Below are 21,107 nucleotides of genomic sequence, written 5' to 3'. Positions count from 1 at the left end.
AAAAAGGAGTCAATTTATGTCAGAATATAAAGCACAAAGTCAACAAATTCCAAAAGAAACGATGCATGCAGCATGGGCTATTGCTATAGGTGCTATCGCTCCAATGTTAGATTCAACGATGATCAACATTGGTATCAAACAATTAAACCAAACATTTCATACTAGTATTGATATTGTTCAATGGGGAATTACAGGATATATTCTAGCTTTAGCTATTGCTATTCCATTCTCTGGTTGGTTAATGAATCAATTCAATAGTAAAAATGTATTTATAATAGCAATGTCATTATTCGGTTTAACTTCATTAATGGTTGGACTTAGTAATTCAGTTAACGTATTTATTCTATTTAGAATTGTTCAAGGTTTTAGTGCACGTGTTATCACTTCTCTTATGTTTACTTTATTAGTTAAGACTGCAGGTCAAGAAAATATAGGTAAGGTAATGGCTATTGTAAGCACCCCAATGATCTTTGGACCTATATTAGGACCTACGTTAGGTGGTTTTATTATTCACTTTGCATCTTGGAGATGGATGTTTTTTATTAATATATTAGTAACTGTTATTTCGGTACCACTTATGATGAAATACGTACCATCTTTTAAACCATTTAACAAAGATAAATCGTTAGACGCTATAGGAATTGCAATGTTAGGAATTATTAGTACAAGTTTAATATATGGTATCACCGAAGCAGGAGATAAAGGTACATTTTTGGATCCTTTAGCAGTCTTTTGTATAACTGTAGGTGTGATATTTATTGTTGGTTATGTCATTTATAATTTAAGAAATCAATTTAATACGATATTACCTATTAACTTATTTAAAAGTAAAACTTACTCAGCTTCAATGTTAGGATTACTTTTGGCTAATATAGGTATTATGGGACCAATGGTTATACTGCCGTTATTCTTTCAATCTTTTAAACATTATTCTGCAATCGAAGCAGCTTTAGCATTAATACCTCAAGGGGTAGGGATGTTGATCACACGTCCATATATAGGTAAATATATTGATAGAATAGGTGCAAAATACGTTATTATGATAAGTATTGTGATTGCTATTATCGGCACTTTACCATTAGCTTTTGTAGATCAACATACATCTATCTGGTGGATATCTCTAATATTATTTATTAGAGGATGTAGCGTGGGTGGTATAAATCTTGGATTGATGGCAGATGCATATAAAGGTGTGTCAGAATCACAATTATCAGAGGCTGGTGTTGGCATCAATATGATAGAGAATGTTGGTGCTAGTTTTGGAACAGCCATTATCGCAACTGTAGTCGCTTCTAACATTTCAAAATCTGCTATGCATGATGTTATCAGTAAGCAATTAACAGGATTTCATGAAGGATTTGTGGTTTCTGTGATAGCTATTTTATTTATATTAATTCCAGCGTTATTTTTAACCAAAAATAAACAAGGTATTGATGAATCTTAATTTCATTAATACCTTGTTTTACTATTATTGTGCAAATTGACTTTGTCTTTCTGAAGATGACTGTGTAGATGTTTGTGTTTGTTTTTTTAATTTAACATCAATACTTTTAGTTTTACCATCTCGGATAACTGTTAATTTAATATGCTCTCCGGGTTTCTTATGTTCATATAAATAAGTTCTTAGATCAGTATCTTCTTTAACAGTTTTACTATCAACTTTTGTTATAATATCACCTTTTTTAAGGTTACTATCATGGCTGACTTTCGCAACATAAACACCAGATTGACTATCGGTATTCATTTCTTTTCTGTATGATTCAGGGATATCTTGTAAATTGATTAATCCTATACCAATAGATGGACGTTCGATTTTCCCATGCTTAACTAATTGCTCAATTGTAACTTTTACTTCATTACTAGGAATAGCAAATCCAATTCCTTCGACTTGTTCAGATGCAATTTTCATTGAGTTGATACCAACTAAATTACCATTAATATCTACAAGTGCACCACCAGAATTACCTGGGTTGATCGCTGCATCAGTTTGAAGTACATTTACTTTTGTATTGCCACCAGTCGTATTAGCATCAATTGTGCGTTCATTTGCAGAAATAATACCAGATGTGACTGAATTTGCAAATTCTAAACCGAGTGGGTTACCCATTGCAAACACGCTATCTCCTGTTTGAACTTTTGATGAATTTGCAAAATCGATTGATTTGATACCTTTAGTATTATCTATTTTTAATACAGCAATGTCTGTAACAGCATCTTTGCCGACAAGTTTAGCTTTAACTTGTTTTGAATTGTGTAATTGTACTTTTATCTCAGATGCACCATCAATAACATGGTTATTTGTTACGATATAAGCAGAACCGTCACTAATTTGATAAATAACACCTGAACCTATACCAGCTTCTTCTGGTTTAGAAGTTTTTCCTTTTAATAAATCATCAAGGTTATTTGATTTTTGCATATTAATAACTCCAACAATAGCTGGAGAAACATCTTTAATCATCTCATGGACAGAATCATATTTATCACTTTTTCCATCTAATTGATTACCGCCTTTACTATTTGACGCTTCATTAACCGTTGCACCATCATGATTTAATACAGTTTGATTAAGTATCTTACCAATTCCAAGAACGAGTAAGGCACCAATAATACCTGCAATTAATGCAACTAAAATGGTTTTAAACCACGGAAACTTAGGTTTATTATATCGAGATGGTTGTTGTTGAGAATCATAAGATTGATTCGATTGTGTATAATCTGACATATTTGACCTCCAATTTTAATAATCTCTACTCTTAATTATGTAATTTTTTTCACAAAAACGCTAGTCTTCTGCTATCAGACTTTAGACTTATTTAGAAGTTATCTTGTTCATATTGCAGGTAAATGATAAAATCTATATGTTAAATAGAAAACTATATAAGTAGGTGTAACGATGTATAAAGTGATAAGTAGTATTTTATATTTTATTTTAGTTAAATTAGGCAAATCACTATTTGTTATTGGTAAAGAAAACATTCCCAAAGACAATAATTATGTTGTGACTTGTACACATGAAAGTTATAACGAGGTTATAATGTTAGGTATGGCAATTTATCCAAATCAAATTAACTATATGGCTAAGAAAGAATTATTTAGTAATAAATGGGGCGGGAAATTCCTGAGCTCATTAAATGCGTTTCCTGTTGATAGAGAAAACCCAGGTCCAAGTACATTGAAACGACCAATTAAATTACTAAAAGAAAATAAAACTGTAGGCATATTCCCAACAGGTCATAGAACATCAATGGAAGGTGCACCATTAAAAAGAGGTGCAGCTACAATAGCTATGTTAGGTAAAGCACCTATTTTACCAGCTGCATATGTAGGACCTAAAGCATTACATGGATTAGTGACTGGGCAAGCTTTACTTAAATTTGGAGAGCCAATTGATACAAGTGATATTCCTAAAGAGTTAAAGAGAAATGAAAAAGTAGAATATTTAACTAAAGAAATTGAACGTAGAACAACTGCGCTTCAAAAAGAATTAAATGAAATAGCTAAAAATTTATAGTAAAACAATAAAGGTTGGATAATGATTCAAGTACGAATAAATCATTATCCAACCTTTTAATTTTCAGTGATATTAATAAAATAAATAAGTACTAACAATTGTAAAACTAAACTTATTGTTTAATTTTCTCGAATTTATCTTCACTGTCTGGTTTGTCATTAGGTGAATCTAAGGCATAGATTGCTTTCTTTCCTACTTTTAAATAGCCTGTTTCACCACTTAGATTAATCTTAGCTAAATGTTTATGTTCTTTATCATCTTTAATAGACCCTTCAAGTGACATACCACCACTAGTGACTTTGAGTGATTCACCTTTAATCGTAATGATGTCTCCATCACTATTTTGCCATTTTCCTTCAGCTTGTTTAGTAGGGCTACTAGAACATGCTACTAATAATATACTTAAAATTGAAATTAAAACTAAAAACTTTTTCACGTTGCACCATCCTCCTTAAATATTGACTTTATTTTATCAAACAAACAAAAAGTTGTGTATAATACATTTTGTATAATTTATTTTAAATGAATTAATATAAAGTTAAATATTAAGCTATTTATAGATGTATTTAATATCTTTTTTTTCGAATTAAAATGAAAGATTTCAAAAAATCACTAATTAAATATCTTGAAAAGTTCATAATTAGAGCGTATTAGCAATTTTAATTATCTTCTTATTCTGATACAATATTTAAGGATAATAATTGATGTGACGGCATTTAAGAACGCTTTCATTAAATATTAACTATAAATAACATTGAATTATATAGTTTTGGATATCAAATACATAATTGTTGTAATTCAATCGAAAAGGGGAGAATTGAATGTATAAATTTTTTCAGAACTTAGGTCGTTCATTAATGCTTCCTGTTGCTGTCTTACCTGCTGCAGCGATTATAGTAGGGATTGGTAACGCACTTAATGCATTACATGTATTACCTCAAGTAGCTCTATTTTTTGTAGCAGTGGGTACAACTATTTTAGGACAATTGGGAATACTATTTGCCATTGGTGTAGCAATTGGTATGGCTAAGAAAAATGATGGTGCCGTTGCACTTGCCGCAGCATTAGGTTTCTTTGTTGTTACACAAGTACTATCACCTAAAAATTTAGCACCTATTTTACATATGAAACAAAGTTCCATAGATTTATCATTTGAAAAAATGGATAATGCTAATGTTTTTGTAGGTATTATTATTGGTTTAATTGCAGCATATACCTATAATAAATTTAGTGACACTGAATTACCAGTTGCATTATCGTTCTTTAGTGGGAAACGTTTAGTTCCAATACTAACAGCCTTTTTCTGTACTTTCTTAGCAATTATATTATTATTTGTTTGGCCAGTTGTATATGGTGCAATCATGACATTTGGAACATGGATTGTCGGAATGGGACCTTTTGGTGCATTTATTTATGGTGTAGCGAATCGACTATTAATTCCAACTGGTCTACATCATGCATTAAACACTGTATTTTGGTTTGATACAATTGGCATTAATGATATCGGTAAATTCCAAACTGGTAAAGATGCTGTTCATGGTATAACAGGTCGATATCAAGCTGGTTTCTTCCCAATTATGATGTTTGGTATGCCAGCAGCGGCATTAGCGATGTATCATACTGCTAAAACTTCACAACAAAAGCAAGTTTATGGTTGGTTTTTAGGAAGTGCTATTGCTGCATTCTTCGTTGGTGTCACTGAACCTATTGAATTTGCGTTTATGTTTGTAGCACCTGTATTATATGTTATTCATGCTTTCTTAACAGGTCTATCACTATTTATTGCAGCACTTTTCCATTGGACAGCAGGATTCTCATTTAGCGCTGGTCTTATAGATTATCTATTATCATTAATTAATCCAGTATCTAATCATCCACTCATGTTACTAGTACAAGGTGTTGTATTCTTTATCTTATATTACGTCATCTTTAGATTTGTTATACAAGTATTTAACTTAAATACTATTGGTCGTGGAGATAATGAATTAGCTGATCCAACAGACGAAGATGCTATTGAAAAAGAAAATGATAATGGTAAACCAACTAAAACAAGTAAATATACTAAGTCAGCTTCACAAATACTGGAAGGTTTAGGTGGTAGCCAAAATATTACTACCTTAACTAATTGCGCAACAAGACTAAGACTCGAACTTAAAGACAATTCAAACATTGATGAACAAAAAATCAAGAACGCTGGAGCTGTTGGTGTAACTAAAAGTGGTCAACATTCTACGCAAGTGATTATAGGTACACATGTTCAACAAGTAGCAGATGAAATTGAAAAACAAATGGAACAATAATATTAAAGTAGAGCAAATTCATTTTTGAATTTGCTCTATTTATTTTCACCATGTATATTATATAGTATCAGAATTTTCTGAAAGGGAGTAAGATAGATGAAGTCAGTTTTATTTGATGTTGATGGTGTATTTTTAAGTGAAGAAAGATGTTTTGATGTTTCGGCATTAACAGTATATGAATTGCTAATGGATAATAATTATTTAGGTTTGGATAATAACAATAATTTAAACCATCTTGATGATGACATAATTTCAAATGTAAGGTCTAACATCTTTGTGAATGATAAAGTATTGCATCAATTAAAATCATTAGGTCTTAATTCTAATTGGGATATGCTCTATATTGTATTTTGTCTACATTTTATTAAAATCTTAAAGCTACTGCCATTAGACAAGATTGAAAATGTATTACAAACAAAGTCTATAAAACCATCGCAATTACAATTAATAGGTCAGTCTATAACCAAAGATTATCAAATTGATTATAATTTACCACTTACTTTTTTAAATTCGGTTGATAGTGGGAAAGAGAATATTTTTGCATCTTTACAGGAATTTGCTAAAAGTGAGCTTAGTGTGAGTAATGTATCACTATTTGAATTTAAAAGTTCATTATGGTATTTAACGCAATCTATATATCAAGAATGGTATTTAGGATCAACCCTATTCGAGACTGTTGAAGGTCAACCAGCATATAATAGTGATAAAACTGGCTTTATACATCAAGAAATTGTCATTCGTCCAGTTGAAGAATTGCAAAATTTGTTTAATGATTTGAAAAATGCAGGCTATCGTATTGCAATAGCAACAGGTAGATCTAGAACTGAAACGCTTGTGCCTTTTGAATCATTAGAATTATTACCATACTTCGACAATAATCACATTGTGACAGCAAGTGAAGTGATGAAGGCAGAGAATTTATATCCTAATTATAAGCCATTAGGTAAACCTAATCCTTTTAGTTATATTGCTACATTAAATGGTAATAAAGAAGAAGAATATTATAAATATGCTTCGGTACAGAATGATATTGTAAATAAAGAAGATGTTTTTATAGTAGGGGATTCTTTAGCAGATTTATTAAGTGCTAAGAAAATTGGTGCTACTTTTATAGGAACATTAACAGGATTAAAAGGTAAGCAAGCTAAATCAGAATTAGAGTCATATGAAGCGGATTATATTATTAATCATGTTGGTGAATTAAGACAAATTTTATTATAAAAATAAGCTACAGAATACATGAGTGATGTACTGGATACAACATTCATATATTTCTGTAGCTTTAATTACTTTAAGGTTTAAATCGTTAGCTTGGTACTTATAATTTTATTAAATGGTACGACTTGATTTAACTCTTCAATAATTTGTTGAGGTGCTTGTTGATCAATAGAGAGAATCATTAATGCCTGTCCACCTTCATCAGTTCTTCCTAAAGTCATTGACGCAATATTTATACCTTTAGAACCTAATAAGTTTCCAGTTTTACCTACAATGCCAGGTTGGTCATTATGACATGTAACAATTTGATATTGATTAGGCTTAAAATCTAAAGAGAAGTTATTAATTCTAACAATTCTAGGACCGAATCCGGCTAATACTGTACCACCGATTTTAATTGAATCTTTATCATTAGATAATGATAATTCTATATAATTACTGAAACCAGAATCATTTTTATTCTTTTCAATATTGTAAGATACATCTTGTTTATTTAATAAAGCAAGTGCATTTATAATATTAACTTCATCTGCAAAATCTTCTTTTAATATATGAGTAACTATAGTTCTTGTAATTAGACTTGTATCTGCTTTGGCAACATCACCGTCATACGTCATTGTAATTTTACTTGGTGCACCACTTAATAATTGTATTCCAAATTCTCCAAGTGTTGTAGCTAAAGATAAATAATCTTTAACGTTTTGATCTACGTTATTCATATCCATCTTAGGTGCATTAACGGCATTTTTGACAGTACCATTTGTAAGAATATCTTTCATTTCATTAGAAACTGATATAGCTACTTTTTCTTGAGCTTCTACCGTTGAAGCTCCTAAATGAGGTGTCACTATAATCTTATCGTGTTCAATTAGTGGTGAATCTGTAGGCGGTTCATGTTCAAAAACATCAATTGCTGCCCTAGAAATAAGTGACTGATCTAATGCATTTACAAGTGCTTGTTCATCAATAATACCGCCTCTTGCAACATTTATAATTTGTAAGTTTGGCGTAGCTTTTTTGAAAAATGCCTCACCTACAATACCTTTCGTTTTAGGTGTAAGTGGCGTATGGACTGTGACAAAGTCGGCATTTTCAGCAATTTCGTCAACTGTTGCTAATTTAATGTCTAATGTTTTTGCTTTATCTTCGGTTAAATAAGGGTCAAAAGCTAAGATATTCATACCAAAACTTTGCGCACGTTTGGCTACACCTAAACCAATACGACCTGCACCAATAACACCTAATGTTTTGTTATATAATTCAGTACCACGAAACGCTTTACGGTTCCATTCACCTGAGTTTAAAGATTGATGCGCTTGAGGAATATTTCGAGCCATAGCTAAAATCATTGCGATTGAATGTTCGGTTGCAGATATTGTATTACCGTCTGGTGCATTGATTACTAAAATCCCTTTTAAAGTAGCTGAGTCGATGTCGATATTATCTACGCCCACGCCAGCTCTTGCAATTACTTTTAAGTTTGAAGCGGCTAGAATGATTTTATTCGTAACTTGTGTTTGACTGCGTACAATTAATCCTTCATATTCGGGAATAATATTGATTAAGTCATCTTCTGATAAATCGGTTTTGATATCAACTTCAAATTGTTCATCTTCCAATAAACTCTTTATACCCTCATTTGAAATAGGGTCGGACACTAAAATTTTATGACTCATGATGAATCACCTCCATGAATTTAGATATACCTGTTCCGATATAATTAGTTTTTCTTGCTTCAGTAAGGATTAGTTCTAAAGCTGATACGACGGATAATATATCAAATGGAGAAATCTTACCCATATGTCCTATTCTTAGGATTTTCCCTTTTAAATGTCCTTGTCCTCCGGCAATTGTAATATTAAATCGGGATTTAAGTTGGTTTTTAATTAATGATAGTTCATCTTTTGTATTAGGAATGAAAGCTGTGACAGTAGGGGAAGCTACATCATCATCATCAACTAATAATTTAAGGTTTAAGGCTGTTAAAGCAGCACGGAGAGCATCTCTTATAAGATAGTGTCTTTCAATAACATGGTTGAAGCCCTCATGTTTAACCAAATCAACATATGCATTAACGCCTCTAAATAGCGCAACATTAGGTGTAAAAGGCGTTGAGTGATTATTTGCTGAATCAATATATTTATTTAAATCAAGATAGAATCTAGGTGTAGTTACTTCGTTAAATCTTTGCTTTGCTCTATCATTATAAGCTACAAATGCCAATCCAGGAGGTAGCATAATAGCTTTCTGACTACCTGAAACTAAGACATCTATATTGTCTTTGACTAAATCTACTTCAACAGCTCCAATACAGCTAACGCCATCCACTACAAAAAAGATATCTTTATCATATGTTTTAAGTGATTTTCCTAGTTTATGGATAGGGTGTAAAACGCCAGTTGATGTTTCACAAAATTGAGAGAACACAGCTGTTATTTTTACATTTAGTGATTTGATATAGTCTATAAACTGGTCAACATTAACTGATTTTCCCCAAGTAACCTCAAAGACGTGCACATTGCTATAATACGTTTCAGCTATTTGTTTGAACCGATTACCAAATGCACCTGAAACTATAATGACAATATGATCGTCAGGGTTAGCGATATTTAACATACTTGCTTCAAGTGCGCTTGTACCACTTGAAGTTAATATTATAATATCGTTTTGTGCGCCAAATATCGGTTTTAAGCCGCTAAATGCTTCTTCAGCAATCGTCTCAAAATCGGGAGAACGATGACCTACCATAGGTAATTGAATTTGAGCCATAATTTCATCAGGTACAGGGGTTGGTCCAGGTGTAAGTAAAAGGGGTTGATAATAATGCATAAAATATTCCTCCAACTGTAAGATTTAATTATTTTAACAAATATTCTGAAAATTTAAAAGATAAAATTAAAAGCTACCAGTCCGATTACTATTAATCACAAAAGAACTGATAGCTAGAATGTATTATTTAATTGTTGGTTTAATATGTACAGCAACGTTATTGCGAATTGAGTTAGAGATCATACAGTTATTGTCAGCAATTTTTAACAATTTAGGTAATCGATTTTCAAGACTTTCTCTATTATGTGGTGCAACTTCGATTTCAGGATAATGCGTAATGGAATCCATTCTGAATTTAACATTTTCAAATATAGCAGTGCCTATAGATGATTGTGTTATAGAAATATCATCGTAACCTGCTCTTTCAAGTGTAGCTGCTAATGAAATAATGTAACATGAAGAGGCAGCACTAACTAATAATTCGTCTGGATTCGTACCGACACCATTTCCGCCAAGTGTACTAGGTATAGATATTTGCTCATTAATAATATCACCTGTAACGTTGCCAACTTCATTTCTACCACCATGCCATTTTGTTTGAACTTTAAAATCATGTTGAACCATTTAAATTGACCTCCTGTGTCATTATGGTAATTTAAGTTTAGAATATATCTAAACAAATTAAAAGAAAGGTGACTTTCATGACAATTGAACGACCAAACCAATCATTCAAGTTAATCGCGCATAGAGGATTACCTAAAGATTATCCAGAAAATACATTGATTGGGTATCAACATGCGTTAGATTTACCGATTGATATGTTAGAAATTGATTTGCATTATACTAAAGATAAAAAACTAGTTGTAATTCATGATGATACAATTGATCGTACTTCTAATGGAAAGGGAAAAGTAAAAGATTATACACTAGCTGAGTTAAGACAATTTGATTTCGGATCAAATCATGATGGTCAACCGAATCATATACCCATTCCCACATTTGATGAAGTGTTACAATTACATTCAAATAGTTCTAAAACATTACTTATTGAAATTAAAAAGCCAAGTCAATACCCAGGTATTGAAACAATGATTGTAGACAAACTTAAAGAATATAAAGTTCCAACTAAAAAAGTGATTTTACAATCATTTGATTTTAATAGTGTGAAAAAACTTTCAGATATGAAAATAGAATATGAATTAGGAGTATTAATTAGTAAGAAAAAATATTGGTATAAGTTACCTAACTTTAAAGAAATCGCTCAAGTAGCCAATTATGTAAATCCTAACTTTAGTCTCGTAAATAAACATTTTATGGACAAAGCACATAGCGAATATTTAAAGGTTATGCCTTATACAGTTAATGAGACGAAAGATGCAAATCATCTTATCAACTTAAAAGTGGATGGCATTATAACAGATATACCAGATAAATTGTAAATAGAAGAGGAGAAACAAACGTAACGTTAGTTTCTCCTTTTTTAAAGATTAAAAGATATAAAAAAACACCCAATCTCCAAATGGAAATTGGGTGGAAAATATAAACCAATTATCTTGAGTAATACTCAACGATTAATTGTTCATTGATTTCAGCTGGTAACTCGCTACGTTCAGGGAAACGAACGAAAGTTCCTTTTAAGTTGTCAGCATCAAAGTTTAAATATTCAGGTACGAAGTTGTTGATTTCAACAGACTCAGTAATGATATCTAATTTTTGTGATTTTTCACGAACGCTGATTTCTTGACCAGGTTTTAATGAATATGATGGGATGTCTACGCGACGGCCATCAACTTCAATGTGACCATGGTTAACTAATTGACGTGCTTGACGACGAGTACGTGCTAAACCTAATGAATAAACTACTGCGTCTAAACGATTTGCAAGTAAAATCATGAAGTTTTCACCGTGTACACCGTATTGTTTAGCAGCGATGTCAAAAGTGTTACGGAATTGACGTTCTGTCATTCCATATAAATAACGTAATTTTTGTTTTTCACGTAATTGTAAACCATATTCTGATAATTTTTTACGTTGGTTTGGACCATGTTGTCCTGGTGCGTAAGGACGTTTTTCTAATTCTTTACCTGTACCGCTTAATGAAATACCTAAGCGACGAGATTTTTTCCAGTTTGAACCTCTGAATCGAGCCATAATAAGACTCCTCCTTTTTCTTTTTTGTTGTTATGAATAAACAAAAAAGAGTGTTATATGCTTATTAAGATATGTTGTTTTATGTGTCTTCACCTTATAGCGACAGTTACACGACACGTCCACATTGGGAACAACATAGCGCTCAATAATATACAACTGCTATTTTCGTTAATTCACACAAATTTCATTGTACCAGTTTATATAAAAGAGTCAATACTTTTATACTAAATTAGTTATATTTGATTTTCTATAATCGAAACGATTTTTTCCAATCCTATTCTATCTTGATCATTAAATCTATTTTTTATTGGCGCATCAATATCTAAAACGCCTATAATTTTGCCATCCTTATGAATTGGTACAACAATTTCTGAATTACTATTTGCATCACAAGCAATGTGACCTGGAAATTGATGGACATCTTTCACAACTTGTGTTTCATTAGTAGAGACTGCAGTTCCGCATACACCTTTTCCGATTTGAATGTGGACACAAGCAGGATGACCTTGAAAAGGACCTAAGATAAGTTCGTTTTCCTCTATTAAATAGAAGCCGACCCAATTAATTTTATCCATATTGTCATTAATAAGCGCAGAGGCATTACTTAATATAGCAATTAAATTAGTTTCATCTTCTATTAGACTAGAGAGCTGTTTTTGTAATAAGTCATAATTTGTATTTTTAATGTCTATCATAACCTGTCCCCTTAAATAATATTTTACAATAGTATAAGGTGTTTAAAATATTCTATCAATAAATACATTTTCTGATTTAATGAAACGATAAATTACGTTATAATAATGAATGATAACATAGGAGGAGAAGTACATATGGTGTTATATATCATTTTAGCAATAATTGTTATTATACTGATTGCTGTAGGTATAATGTTTTATTTGCGCTCGAACAAACGACAGCTCATTGAAAAGGCTGAAGAACGTAAAGTTGAAATTGAAACTCTACCTTTTGACCAAAACATTAAAAAATTATCAAGCTTAAACTTGAAAGGTGAAACTAAAACTAAATACGACGCAATGAAAAAAGACAACTTAGAAAATACTAATAATTACTTAGCTCCTGTTGAGGAAAAAATTCACAATGCTGAGGAGTTATTAGATAAGTTTAATTTTTCAGGTGCTCAAGCTGAAATCGATGATGCTCACGAATTAATGGATCAATATGAAGCTAGTTATAATAACCAAGTTTCACAAGTAGATGAGATTTTAGCACTACATAAAGATAATGAATCGTTATATGAAAAGTGCAAAGTTGATCATCGTGAAATGAAAAGGGATATTTTAGCTAATCGTCATCAATATGGTGAAGCTGCAAATCCATTGGAAACAGAAATTGAAAATTTTGAACCTAAATTATCTCAATATGAAGTATTAAAAGCTGATGGCAATTATGTGCAAGCACACAATCATATTTCAGCATTACATGAAGAGATGCAAAGTTTAAAAGAATATATGGAAGAAATTCCAGAATTAATCCGTGAAGCACAAAAAGAATTACCTGGTCAATTCCAAGACTTGAAATATGGTTGCAGAGATCTAAAAGTAGAAGGATACGATTTAGACCATGTCAAAGTTGATGGAACAGTTCAAAGCTTGAAAACAGAATTAAGTTTTGTTGAACCTATGATTAGTAGATTAGAATTAAACGAAGCAAATGATAAACTTGAATATATCAATGATAAATTAGATGAAATGTATGATTTAATTGAACATGAAGTTAAGGCTAAAAATGAAGTAGAAGAAACTAAAGATGTTATCACTGATGATTTATTTAAAGCCAAAGACATGAATTATACATTGAAAACAGAAATTGAATATGTTCGTGAAAATTATTATATTAATGAATCAGATGTTCAAAGCGTAAGACAATTTGAAAATGAAATTCAAAATCTTATCTCTGTATATGATGAAATTCTTAAAGAAATGTCTAAATCTGCAGTTCGCTATAGTGAAGTACAAGATAATTTACAATATCTAGAAGATCACGTGAGCGTTATTAATGAAAAACAAGATAAACTACAAAATCATTTAATTCAATTACGTGAAGATGAAGCAGAAGCTGAAGATAATTTAATTCGCGTACAATCTAAAAAAGAAGAAGTTTATCGCCGATTACTTGCTTCTAACTTGCCAAGTGTTCCGGAAAGATTCATTATTATGAAAAATGAAATAGATTATGAAGTTCGTGAAGTAGATGAACAATTTAGTGATAGACCAATACATGTAAAACAATTAAAAGACAAAGTTGCTAAAATTGTTATTCAGATGAACACATTTGAAGATGAAGCTAATGATGTATTAGTTAATGCAGTTTACGCTGAAAAACTAATCCAATACGGTAATAGATATCGTAAAGATTACCAAAGCATTGATAAAAGCTTAAACGAAGCGGAACGTTTATTTAAAAACAACCGTTACAAACGTTCAATCGAAATTTCAGAACAAGCACTTGAAAGTGTAGAACCAGGAATTACTAAGCATATTGAAGAACAAGTAATTAAAGAATAATTGATATTAATTAATAGAGACATGATTTCCATATAATTGGAAGTCATGTCTTTTATTTTTATAAAAAAATAGTATAATGCTTGAGTATGCTTATTTAGAATATTAAATGGTAAAATACCTCAATAATACATAATAATTATTAATATAAATAAACGAGATAAAACGCTATAAAAAATAGAAATGATTATCCTAAATGTTTAGATTAAACTTAAAAATTTTCAAGAAAGAGAAGTGTTATCAATGATTTATTTAGATAATGCAGCTACTACAAAAGTTGATTCAAGTGTAATGAATTCTTTTGTGAAAGTTAATGAATCACTTTATTTCAATCCCAATAGTCCTCATCAAGCAGGTCTTCAAGCTGAAAAACTATTACAACAAGCAAAAGAGCAAATCAATCAAGCACTTAAATTAAATCATTTATATGATATTATTTTCACAAGTGGTGCAACTGAATCGAACAATATGGCTTTGAAAGGTATAGCTTATCGTAAAAAAGATACTGCTAATGAAATTATCACGTCAGTATTAGAGCATCCTTCTGTATTAGAAGTTGTAAGATATTTAGCTGAAAAAGAAGGATTCATATTAAAATATGTCAATGTTAAACCTAATGGACAAATAGATATTGAACATTTCAAAGCATTGATGAATGATCGTGTAGGGCTTGTAACATGTATGTATCTGAATAATATTATGGGACAAATTCAACCTATTAAACAAATTGTAAACATATTAAAAGAATATCCGAAAGCTCATTTTCACGTTGATGCCGTACAAGCACTAGGAAAAATCCCGTTAAATATAGACGGAATTGATAGTTTAAGTTTAAGTGGGCACAAATTTAACGGACTTAAAGGGCAAGGTTTATTAATTACTAGAACAGCTCATAATCTCGAACCAATTATTCATGGCGGTGGACAAGAATTTGGTGTTCGTAGCGGCACAGTCAATTTACCGATGGCGGTATCAATGGTTAAAGCAATCAATCAAGCTGTTCAACAAACTGAACAATTAAACCAAACATTATCTTCTTATCAACAACAAATAAGAGAAATGGTTGAAACTTATCCTGGTGTGAAAATAAACTCTCCAGAAGATGCAGCGCCACAAATCATTAATATAGGTTTCCCTGGTGTAAAAGGCGAAGTATTAGTTAATGCATTTTCTAAACAAGATATAATGGTTTCTACTACGAGTGCATGTTCCTCTAAAAGAGGAAAACTGAATGAAGTATTATTAGCTATGGGAATACCGGAAAAACAAATCGAAGGCAGTATCCGATTATCAATGGGTCAAACTACCACACAAGCTGATATTGATACATTTAAAGAAAAATTTGAACTAATATATAAAGAAATCAAGGAGTTGTTGAAATAATGAAATACGACCATTTAATCGTAAGATATGGTGAGTTAACGCTTAAAGGTTCTAACCGTAAAAAGTTTGTTAACCAATTAAAAACCAATGTGACTAGAGCGTTAAAACCTCTAGAAGGATTTCATATCAAAGGTAAAAGAGACCGTATGTATATTGAATTATCAGATGAAGCTGATATTGATGAAATCATTGACCGTTTATCAAAAGTATATGGTATCAAATCAATCAGTCCAGTATTAAAAACAGAAAAAAATGATCAAGCAATTGCTGAAGTAGCTGTTCGTTTAGCACAATCATTTGAAAAAGGTTCTACATTTAAAATTGACGTCAAAAGATCTGATAAATCGTACCACAAAGACACTTATGAATTACAACGTGAAATTGGTGGCGAAGTATTAAAAAATGTTGAAGGTTTAACAGTAGATGTTAAACGTCCACAACATGAAATTCGAGTAGAAGTTCGATTAGATGCGATTTATTTATATGTAGATGTTATACAAGGATCAGGTGGTTTACCTGTAGGTACTGGTGGTAAGACGTTATTGATGCTATCAGGAGGTATAGATTCACCTGTTGCTGGTATGGAAGTTATGAAACGTGGCGTAACTATTGAAGCCATTCATTTCCATAGTCCACCATTCACAAGTGAAAAGGCTAAGGAAAAAGTCATTGAATTAACACGTATTTTATCAGAACGTGTGGGTCCAATTAAGTTGCATATTGTACCTTTTACTGAATTACAGAAGCAAATTAATAAATCAGTTCATCCAAGATATACAATGACATCTACAAGACGTTTGATGATGAGAGTGGCTGATCAATTAGTTCATAAAATTGGTGCGTTGGGTATTGTAAACGGTGAAAACTTAGGTCAAGTGGCTAGTCAAACATTAAATAGTATGTATGCCATAAACCATGTTACGTCAACACCGGTGTTACGACCATTGTTAACACTTGATAAAGAAGACATTGTTAAAAAAGCAAAAGACATTGGTACGTTTGAGGTGTCTATACAACCATATGAAGATTGTTGTACGATTTTCACACCTAAAAATCCTGTTACAGAACCTGATTTTGATAAAGTTGTAGAATATGAAAGTGTATTTAATTTCGATGATATGGTTGACGAAGCAGTTGAAAATATTGAAATGATAACTATAGATAAAAATTATAAATCTGAAAAAGATAAAACAACTGATGCTTTAATTGAAGATTTGTTTTAATAGATTAGCGTAAAGGGGTCATGTCATGGGATGGGATGTATACGTTATATTAATCATAGTTTTATTTGGCTTTTTAGCTGCATTTATTGATTCGGTTGTAGGCGGTGGAGGTTTAATTTCAACCCCTGCACTATTAGCAATAGGGCTACCACCTGCAGTTGCATTAGGTACAAATAAATTAGCTAGTTCTTTTGGAACACTAACGAGTACAATAAAATTCGTTAGGTCAGGCAATGTAGATTTAAAGATTGTAGCGAAATTATTTCCTTTTGTACTTGTGGCTTCAGTTGGCGGGGCATATTTAGCAACAATGCTTCCTGCACAATTGCTAAAACCATTAATCATAGTCGCTTTGTCATTGGTATTTATATATACGCTTGTTAAAAAGGACTGGGGATCAGTACGTACCTTTACTTCTTTTACACCTATAAAAGCAACTATGTTTGTTATTGCTTATCTCATCATTGGTTTTTATGATGGATTTATTGGTGGTGGCACAGGCTCTTTTATGTTATTTGTATTACTTATGTTTGGTTTTGATTTTTTAAGTGCTGCAGGTAATGCTAAAGTACTTAATTTTGCATCGAACATAGGTGCACTTATATTATTTATGTCATTAGGACAAGTAAATTATTTTTATGGAATGATTATGGCGATAAGTATGATAGTAGGTTCATATGTTGGAGCCCAATTTGCAATAAGTAAAGGCGTAGGTTACGTAAAAGTGTTATTTATAATCGTTACAGCAGTTTTAATTGTTAAAAATGCATATGATTATATTATACATCTGCTTACAAATTAAATAACTATAATAAAGCAAATCAAGGATGGTATTAATGCACATTGTATTAAAATATCTTTTGATTTGCTTTTTTATTTTCAATAAAATAAGTGGGGATAAGATATTCATGATTAACACACGTAATGACACGGATAAATTTTAAAAATATAAAAGTTTAAAATTGAATTTAGTCTTACTGTTATCGTATGATATAAATGTATGAAAATTATTTATAGGAGGTCATAACAATGACTGAAATTACTTTTAGTAACAATCCAGTAACATTATCAGGACAACAAGTGAATGTAGGAGATATTGCACCTGATTTTACAGTATTAGATAATGATTTAAATCAAAAATCATTAGATGACTATGCTAATAAGAAAAAATTAATTAGTGTTGTACCATCAATTGATACAGGTGTATGTGACCAACAAACTCGTAAATTCAACGAAGAAGCTTCACAAGAAGATGGTGTTGTATTAACAATTTCAGTTGACCTACCATTTGCACAAAAAAGATGGTGCGCTTCTAATGGTTTAGAAAATGTTGTTACATTAAGCGACCATAGAGACTTATCATTTGGTGAGAACTTTGGTGTAGTAATGGAAGGAATGAGATTATTAGCTCGTTCTGTATTCGTACTAGATCAAGATAATAAAGTGGTTTATAAAGAAATTGTGAGTGAAGGAACAAACTTCCCAGATTTTGATAAAGCTTTAGAAGCATATAAAAATTTATAAGAATTAAATTTTAGATACCGATTTGAATAGTAAGTGCCCATCTTTTTAAAAGTGATAAAATGATAAAATATTGATTTTCACTATCGAAATGATGGGCACTTTTTATAGAGAGGGAATTAAAATGACTGAAGAAAATACGATTATGGAAAAGTTATTCCAGCACTTAGATGAAAAAGCTAAAACTTTAAATCAAGAAAATGGGCAAAGTTTTATAGAAAATCTAGGTTTAGCTATGGAAGACGTTTATACAAGCCAACGAGAAATGTTGGAACAAGCAACATTGCAAGATCGAAGAAAAGCTTTCCAATTTGCATATTTAAGTTTAATGCAAGAGGAAAATATTCAAGCGAACCATCAAATCACACCAGATTCTATTGGACTTATTTTAGGATTCTTGGTACAACGATTTACGCAAAATAAAGAAGAGATGCATGTTGTCGATATTGCTAGTGGTGCTGGACATTTAAGTGCGGCTGTTAAAGAAGTATTAACCGATAAAACAATTATGCATCATCTTATAGAAGTGGATCCTGTATTATCAAGAGTTAGTGTGCATTTAGCAAATTATCTTGAAATCCCGTTTGATGTTTACCCACAAGACGCTATTATGCCATTACCACTAGAAGAAGCAGATATCATTATTGGTGACTTACCAATTGGGTATTATCCAGTTGACGAACGTAGTAAAGAAATGAAATTAGGTTTCGAAGAGGGACATAGTTACTCACACTATTTACTTATTGAACAAGCTGTAAATGCATTAAAAGGGGCAGGATATGCATTTTTAGTTGTTCCAAGTGAATTATTTTCAGGAGAACATGTGAAACAGTTAGAAAAATTCATTACTACAGAAACAGAGATGCAAGCATTTCTTAATTTACCATCAACATTATTTAAAAATGAGAAAGCTCGTAAATCTATATTGATTTTACAAAAGAAAGAAAATGGTGTTACAAAACCAGTTGAAGTATTTTTAGCTAATATTCCTGATTTCAAAAATCCACAACAATTCCAAGGTTTTATGTCTGAATTAAATCAGTGGATGGACACAAATCATACAAAAAAATAATCTGTAACAGTATAGAATTCAAACTGTGTTAATGATAAAATAAACTATGAAAAATATAATTAAACAAACGATGGAGGACAAAATATTATGTCAAAATTAATTTTGGCGATTAATGCTGGTAGCTCTTCTTTGAAGTTCCAGCTTATTAGAATGCCTGAAGAAAAAACAGTTACCAAAGGCGTTGTTGAAAGAATTGGTATGAAAGATTCAATTTTTACAATCTTAGTTGAAGGGGAAAAACTAACCGAAGTCAAAGATATCAAAGACCATGAAGAAGCGGTAGATATTATGTTGGCGAAATTCAAAGAACATAATATTATTCAAGATATCTATGAAATTCAAGGAACAGGACATCGAGTTGTACACGGTGGCGAAACATTTCCTTCATCAGCTGTAGTAACTGACGAAGTTGAAGAACAAATTGAGGCATTGAGTGAGCTAGCACCATTGCATAACCCAGCTAACTTGATGGGTATTAGAGCATTTAGAAAGCTTTTACCAGAAATACCACATGTAGCGGTTTTCGATACATCATTCCACCAAACTATGCCTGAACAGGCTTATTTATATAGTTTACCTTATCGTTATTATGAAGATTACGGAATTCGTAAATATGGTTTCCATGGTACTAGTCATAAATATGTTTCACGTCGTGCAGCAGAAATCTTAGGTAAACCAATTGAAGATTTACGCATTATTTCATGTCATATTGGTAATGGTGCATCAGTTGCTGCGATAGATGGAGGAGAATCAATTGATACTTCAATGGGATTCACTCCATTAGCAGGAGTAACTATGGGTACACGTTCAGGTAACCTTGACCCAGCGTTAATTCCATATATTATGGAGAAAACTGGTAAAAATGCTGATGAAGTGTTAAATATTCTTAATAAAGAGTCTGGATTATTAGGCCTAACAGGTACTTCAAGTGACTTACGTGATTTAACAGAAGAAGCTAAACATGGACGTCATAGATCACGTGTTGCATTAGATTTATTCGCTTCAAAAATCCATAAATATATCGGTTCTTATGCAGCAAGAATGCATGGCGTAGATGTAATTGTGTTTACTGCTGGTATAGGTGAAAACTCACATATCATTCGTGGTAAAGTGTTAGAAGGACTAGAGTTTATGGGCGTTTATTGGGATCCTAAGAAAAATGAAAATCTTCATGGTGAAGAAGGCGAAATCAATTACCCACATTCACCTGTTAAAGTACTCGTTGTACCAACAGATGAAGAAGTTATGATTTCAAGAGACGTAGTTAAATATGGTGGCTTATCTGTAGAAGAAGAATCATCAGAAAATGCTGAGTCAAAATAAAAAATTAAGTGTAACTAAAAATACCACTATCTAAAGTTAGATAGTGGTATTTTTTCTAACTAATGTTCTTTTTCAGCGTATTTAACTATAAAACAAATAAAAAACTCACCT

The 21,107-nt window shown here is 31.4% G+C and carries 19 protein-coding genes; 12 read left to right on the top strand and 7 right to left on the bottom strand.

What is annotated here, in order from left to right; genetic code table 11:
- Nucleotides 1-16 precede the first annotated feature (16 nt).
- The gene (locus HMPREF3125_RS11795) at nt 17-1,444 is read left to right on the top strand and encodes a DHA2 family efflux MFS transporter permease subunit (RefSeq protein ID WP_070453984.1); all 1,428 of its coding nucleotides are present in this window, start codon (nt 17-19) and stop codon (nt 1,442-1,444) included.
- 24 nt (nt 1,445-1,468) lie between these two features.
- Here the strand turns inward: HMPREF3125_RS11795 and HMPREF3125_RS11790 are convergent, their stop codons facing one another.
- Entirely contained in the window at nt 1,469-2,725 is a 1,257-nt protein-coding gene (locus HMPREF3125_RS11790) for a S1C family serine protease (RefSeq protein WP_070453982.1), read from the bottom strand.
- Nucleotides 2,726-2,896: 171 nt separating this feature from the next.
- Between HMPREF3125_RS11790 and HMPREF3125_RS11785 the strand changes: the two genes are divergently transcribed.
- The gene (locus HMPREF3125_RS11785; RefSeq protein WP_017638246.1) at nt 2,897-3,514 is read left to right on the top strand and encodes a lysophospholipid acyltransferase family protein; all 618 of its coding nucleotides are present in this window, start codon (nt 2,897-2,899) and stop codon (nt 3,512-3,514) included.
- Nucleotides 3,515-3,626: 112 nt separating this feature from the next.
- Here the strand turns inward: HMPREF3125_RS11785 and HMPREF3125_RS11780 are convergent, their stop codons facing one another.
- Nucleotides 3,627-3,950: a DUF2147 domain-containing protein gene (locus tag HMPREF3125_RS11780; RefSeq protein ID WP_046466811.1), complete on the bottom strand. Its 324-nt coding sequence runs from the start codon at nt 3,948-3,950 to the stop codon at nt 3,627-3,629.
- Between the two features lie 385 nt (nt 3,951-4,335).
- On the opposite strand from HMPREF3125_RS11780, the gene nagE reads away from it, so the two are divergent.
- Nucleotides 4,336-5,814, top strand: a complete 1,479-nt coding sequence (gene nagE / locus HMPREF3125_RS11775) for an N-acetylglucosamine-specific PTS transporter subunit IIBC (protein ID WP_046466810.1) — start codon at nt 4,336-4,338, stop codon at nt 5,812-5,814.
- Nucleotides 5,815-5,910: 96 nt separating this feature from the next.
- Nucleotides 5,911-7,035, top strand: coding sequence for an HAD family hydrolase (locus HMPREF3125_RS11770; RefSeq protein WP_070453980.1), 1,125 nt, complete (start codon nt 5,911-5,913; stop codon nt 7,033-7,035).
- 77 nt (nt 7,036-7,112) lie between these two features.
- Here the strand turns inward: HMPREF3125_RS11770 and serA are convergent, their stop codons facing one another.
- The 3 genes from serA to HMPREF3125_RS11755 all read right to left on the bottom strand — a co-directional run bounded on the left by serA (nt 7,113) and on the right by HMPREF3125_RS11755 (nt 10,425).
- The gene (gene serA, locus HMPREF3125_RS11765) at nt 7,113-8,708 is read right to left on the bottom strand and encodes a phosphoglycerate dehydrogenase (RefSeq protein WP_070453978.1); all 1,596 of its coding nucleotides are present in this window, start codon (nt 8,706-8,708) and stop codon (nt 7,113-7,115) included.
- Nucleotides 8,698-9,861, bottom strand: a complete 1,164-nt coding sequence (locus HMPREF3125_RS11760; protein WP_070453977.1) for a pyridoxal-phosphate-dependent aminotransferase family protein — start codon at nt 9,859-9,861, stop codon at nt 8,698-8,700. Before HMPREF3125_RS11760 ends, serA begins: the two co-directional genes overlap by 11 nt.
- A gap of 123 nt (nt 9,862-9,984) precedes the next feature.
- Entirely contained in the window at nt 9,985-10,425 is a 441-nt protein-coding gene (locus HMPREF3125_RS11755; RefSeq protein ID WP_017638240.1) for an OsmC family protein, read from the bottom strand.
- Nucleotides 10,426-10,502: 77 nt separating this feature from the next.
- Here HMPREF3125_RS11755 and HMPREF3125_RS11750 point away from each other — a divergent pair, with 77 nt between their 5' ends.
- Nucleotides 10,503-11,240: a glycerophosphodiester phosphodiesterase gene (locus tag HMPREF3125_RS11750; RefSeq protein WP_070453975.1), complete on the top strand. Its 738-nt coding sequence runs from the start codon at nt 10,503-10,505 to the stop codon at nt 11,238-11,240.
- 109 nt (nt 11,241-11,349) lie between these two features.
- On the opposite strand, the gene rpsD is transcribed toward HMPREF3125_RS11750, so the two are convergent.
- Complete coding sequence (rpsD, locus tag HMPREF3125_RS11745) at nt 11,350-11,952, bottom strand: 30S ribosomal protein S4 (protein ID WP_070453973.1); 603 nt, start codon at nt 11,950-11,952, stop codon at nt 11,350-11,352.
- A 233-nt stretch (nt 11,953-12,185) separates the two neighbouring features.
- Nucleotides 12,186-12,647, bottom strand: a complete 462-nt coding sequence (locus HMPREF3125_RS11740) for a GAF domain-containing protein (protein ID WP_029055661.1) — start codon at nt 12,645-12,647, stop codon at nt 12,186-12,188.
- A 135-nt stretch (nt 12,648-12,782) separates the two neighbouring features.
- On the opposite strand from HMPREF3125_RS11740, the gene ezrA reads away from it, so the two are divergent.
- From ezrA to HMPREF3125_RS11705, 7 genes are all read left to right on the top strand, one after another.
- The gene (gene ezrA, locus HMPREF3125_RS11735) at nt 12,783-14,477 is read left to right on the top strand and encodes a septation ring formation regulator EzrA (protein ID WP_017638236.1); all 1,695 of its coding nucleotides are present in this window, start codon (nt 12,783-12,785) and stop codon (nt 14,475-14,477) included.
- 240 nt (nt 14,478-14,717) lie between these two features.
- The gene (locus HMPREF3125_RS11730; protein ID WP_070453971.1) at nt 14,718-15,857 is read left to right on the top strand and encodes a cysteine desulfurase family protein; all 1,140 of its coding nucleotides are present in this window, start codon (nt 14,718-14,720) and stop codon (nt 15,855-15,857) included.
- Nucleotides 15,857-17,080, top strand: a complete 1,224-nt coding sequence (gene thiI, locus HMPREF3125_RS11725; RefSeq protein WP_070453969.1) for a tRNA uracil 4-sulfurtransferase ThiI — start codon at nt 15,857-15,859, stop codon at nt 17,078-17,080. The genes HMPREF3125_RS11730 and thiI overlap by 1 nt, the downstream gene beginning before the upstream one ends.
- Nucleotides 17,081-17,105: 25 nt before the next feature.
- Nucleotides 17,106-17,882 carry a TSUP family transporter gene (locus HMPREF3125_RS11720; protein ID WP_017638233.1) on the top strand — a complete coding sequence of 259 codons (777 nt, stop codon included), beginning with the start codon at nt 17,106-17,108 and terminating at the stop codon, nt 17,880-17,882.
- 227 nt (nt 17,883-18,109) lie between these two features.
- A complete protein-coding gene (gene tpx / locus HMPREF3125_RS11715) occupies nt 18,110-18,604 on the top strand; it encodes a thiol peroxidase (protein ID WP_029055664.1) in 495 nt (164 codons plus the stop codon).
- Nucleotides 18,605-18,725: 121 nt separating this feature from the next.
- Entirely contained in the window at nt 18,726-19,673 is a 948-nt protein-coding gene (locus HMPREF3125_RS11710) for a class I SAM-dependent methyltransferase (protein WP_046466803.1), read from the top strand.
- A gap of 87 nt (nt 19,674-19,760) precedes the next feature.
- The gene (locus HMPREF3125_RS11705) at nt 19,761-20,996 is read left to right on the top strand and encodes an acetate kinase (RefSeq protein WP_017638230.1); all 1,236 of its coding nucleotides are present in this window, start codon (nt 19,761-19,763) and stop codon (nt 20,994-20,996) included.
- Nucleotides 20,997-21,107: the final 111 nt, after the last annotated feature.

Source organism: Staphylococcus sp. HMSC13A10, from assembly GCF_001808005.1.
Taxonomy (GTDB): domain Bacteria; phylum Bacillota; class Bacilli; order Staphylococcales; family Staphylococcaceae; genus Staphylococcus; species Staphylococcus pasteuri.
This window is presented reverse-complemented; position numbering and strand designations above follow the sequence as displayed.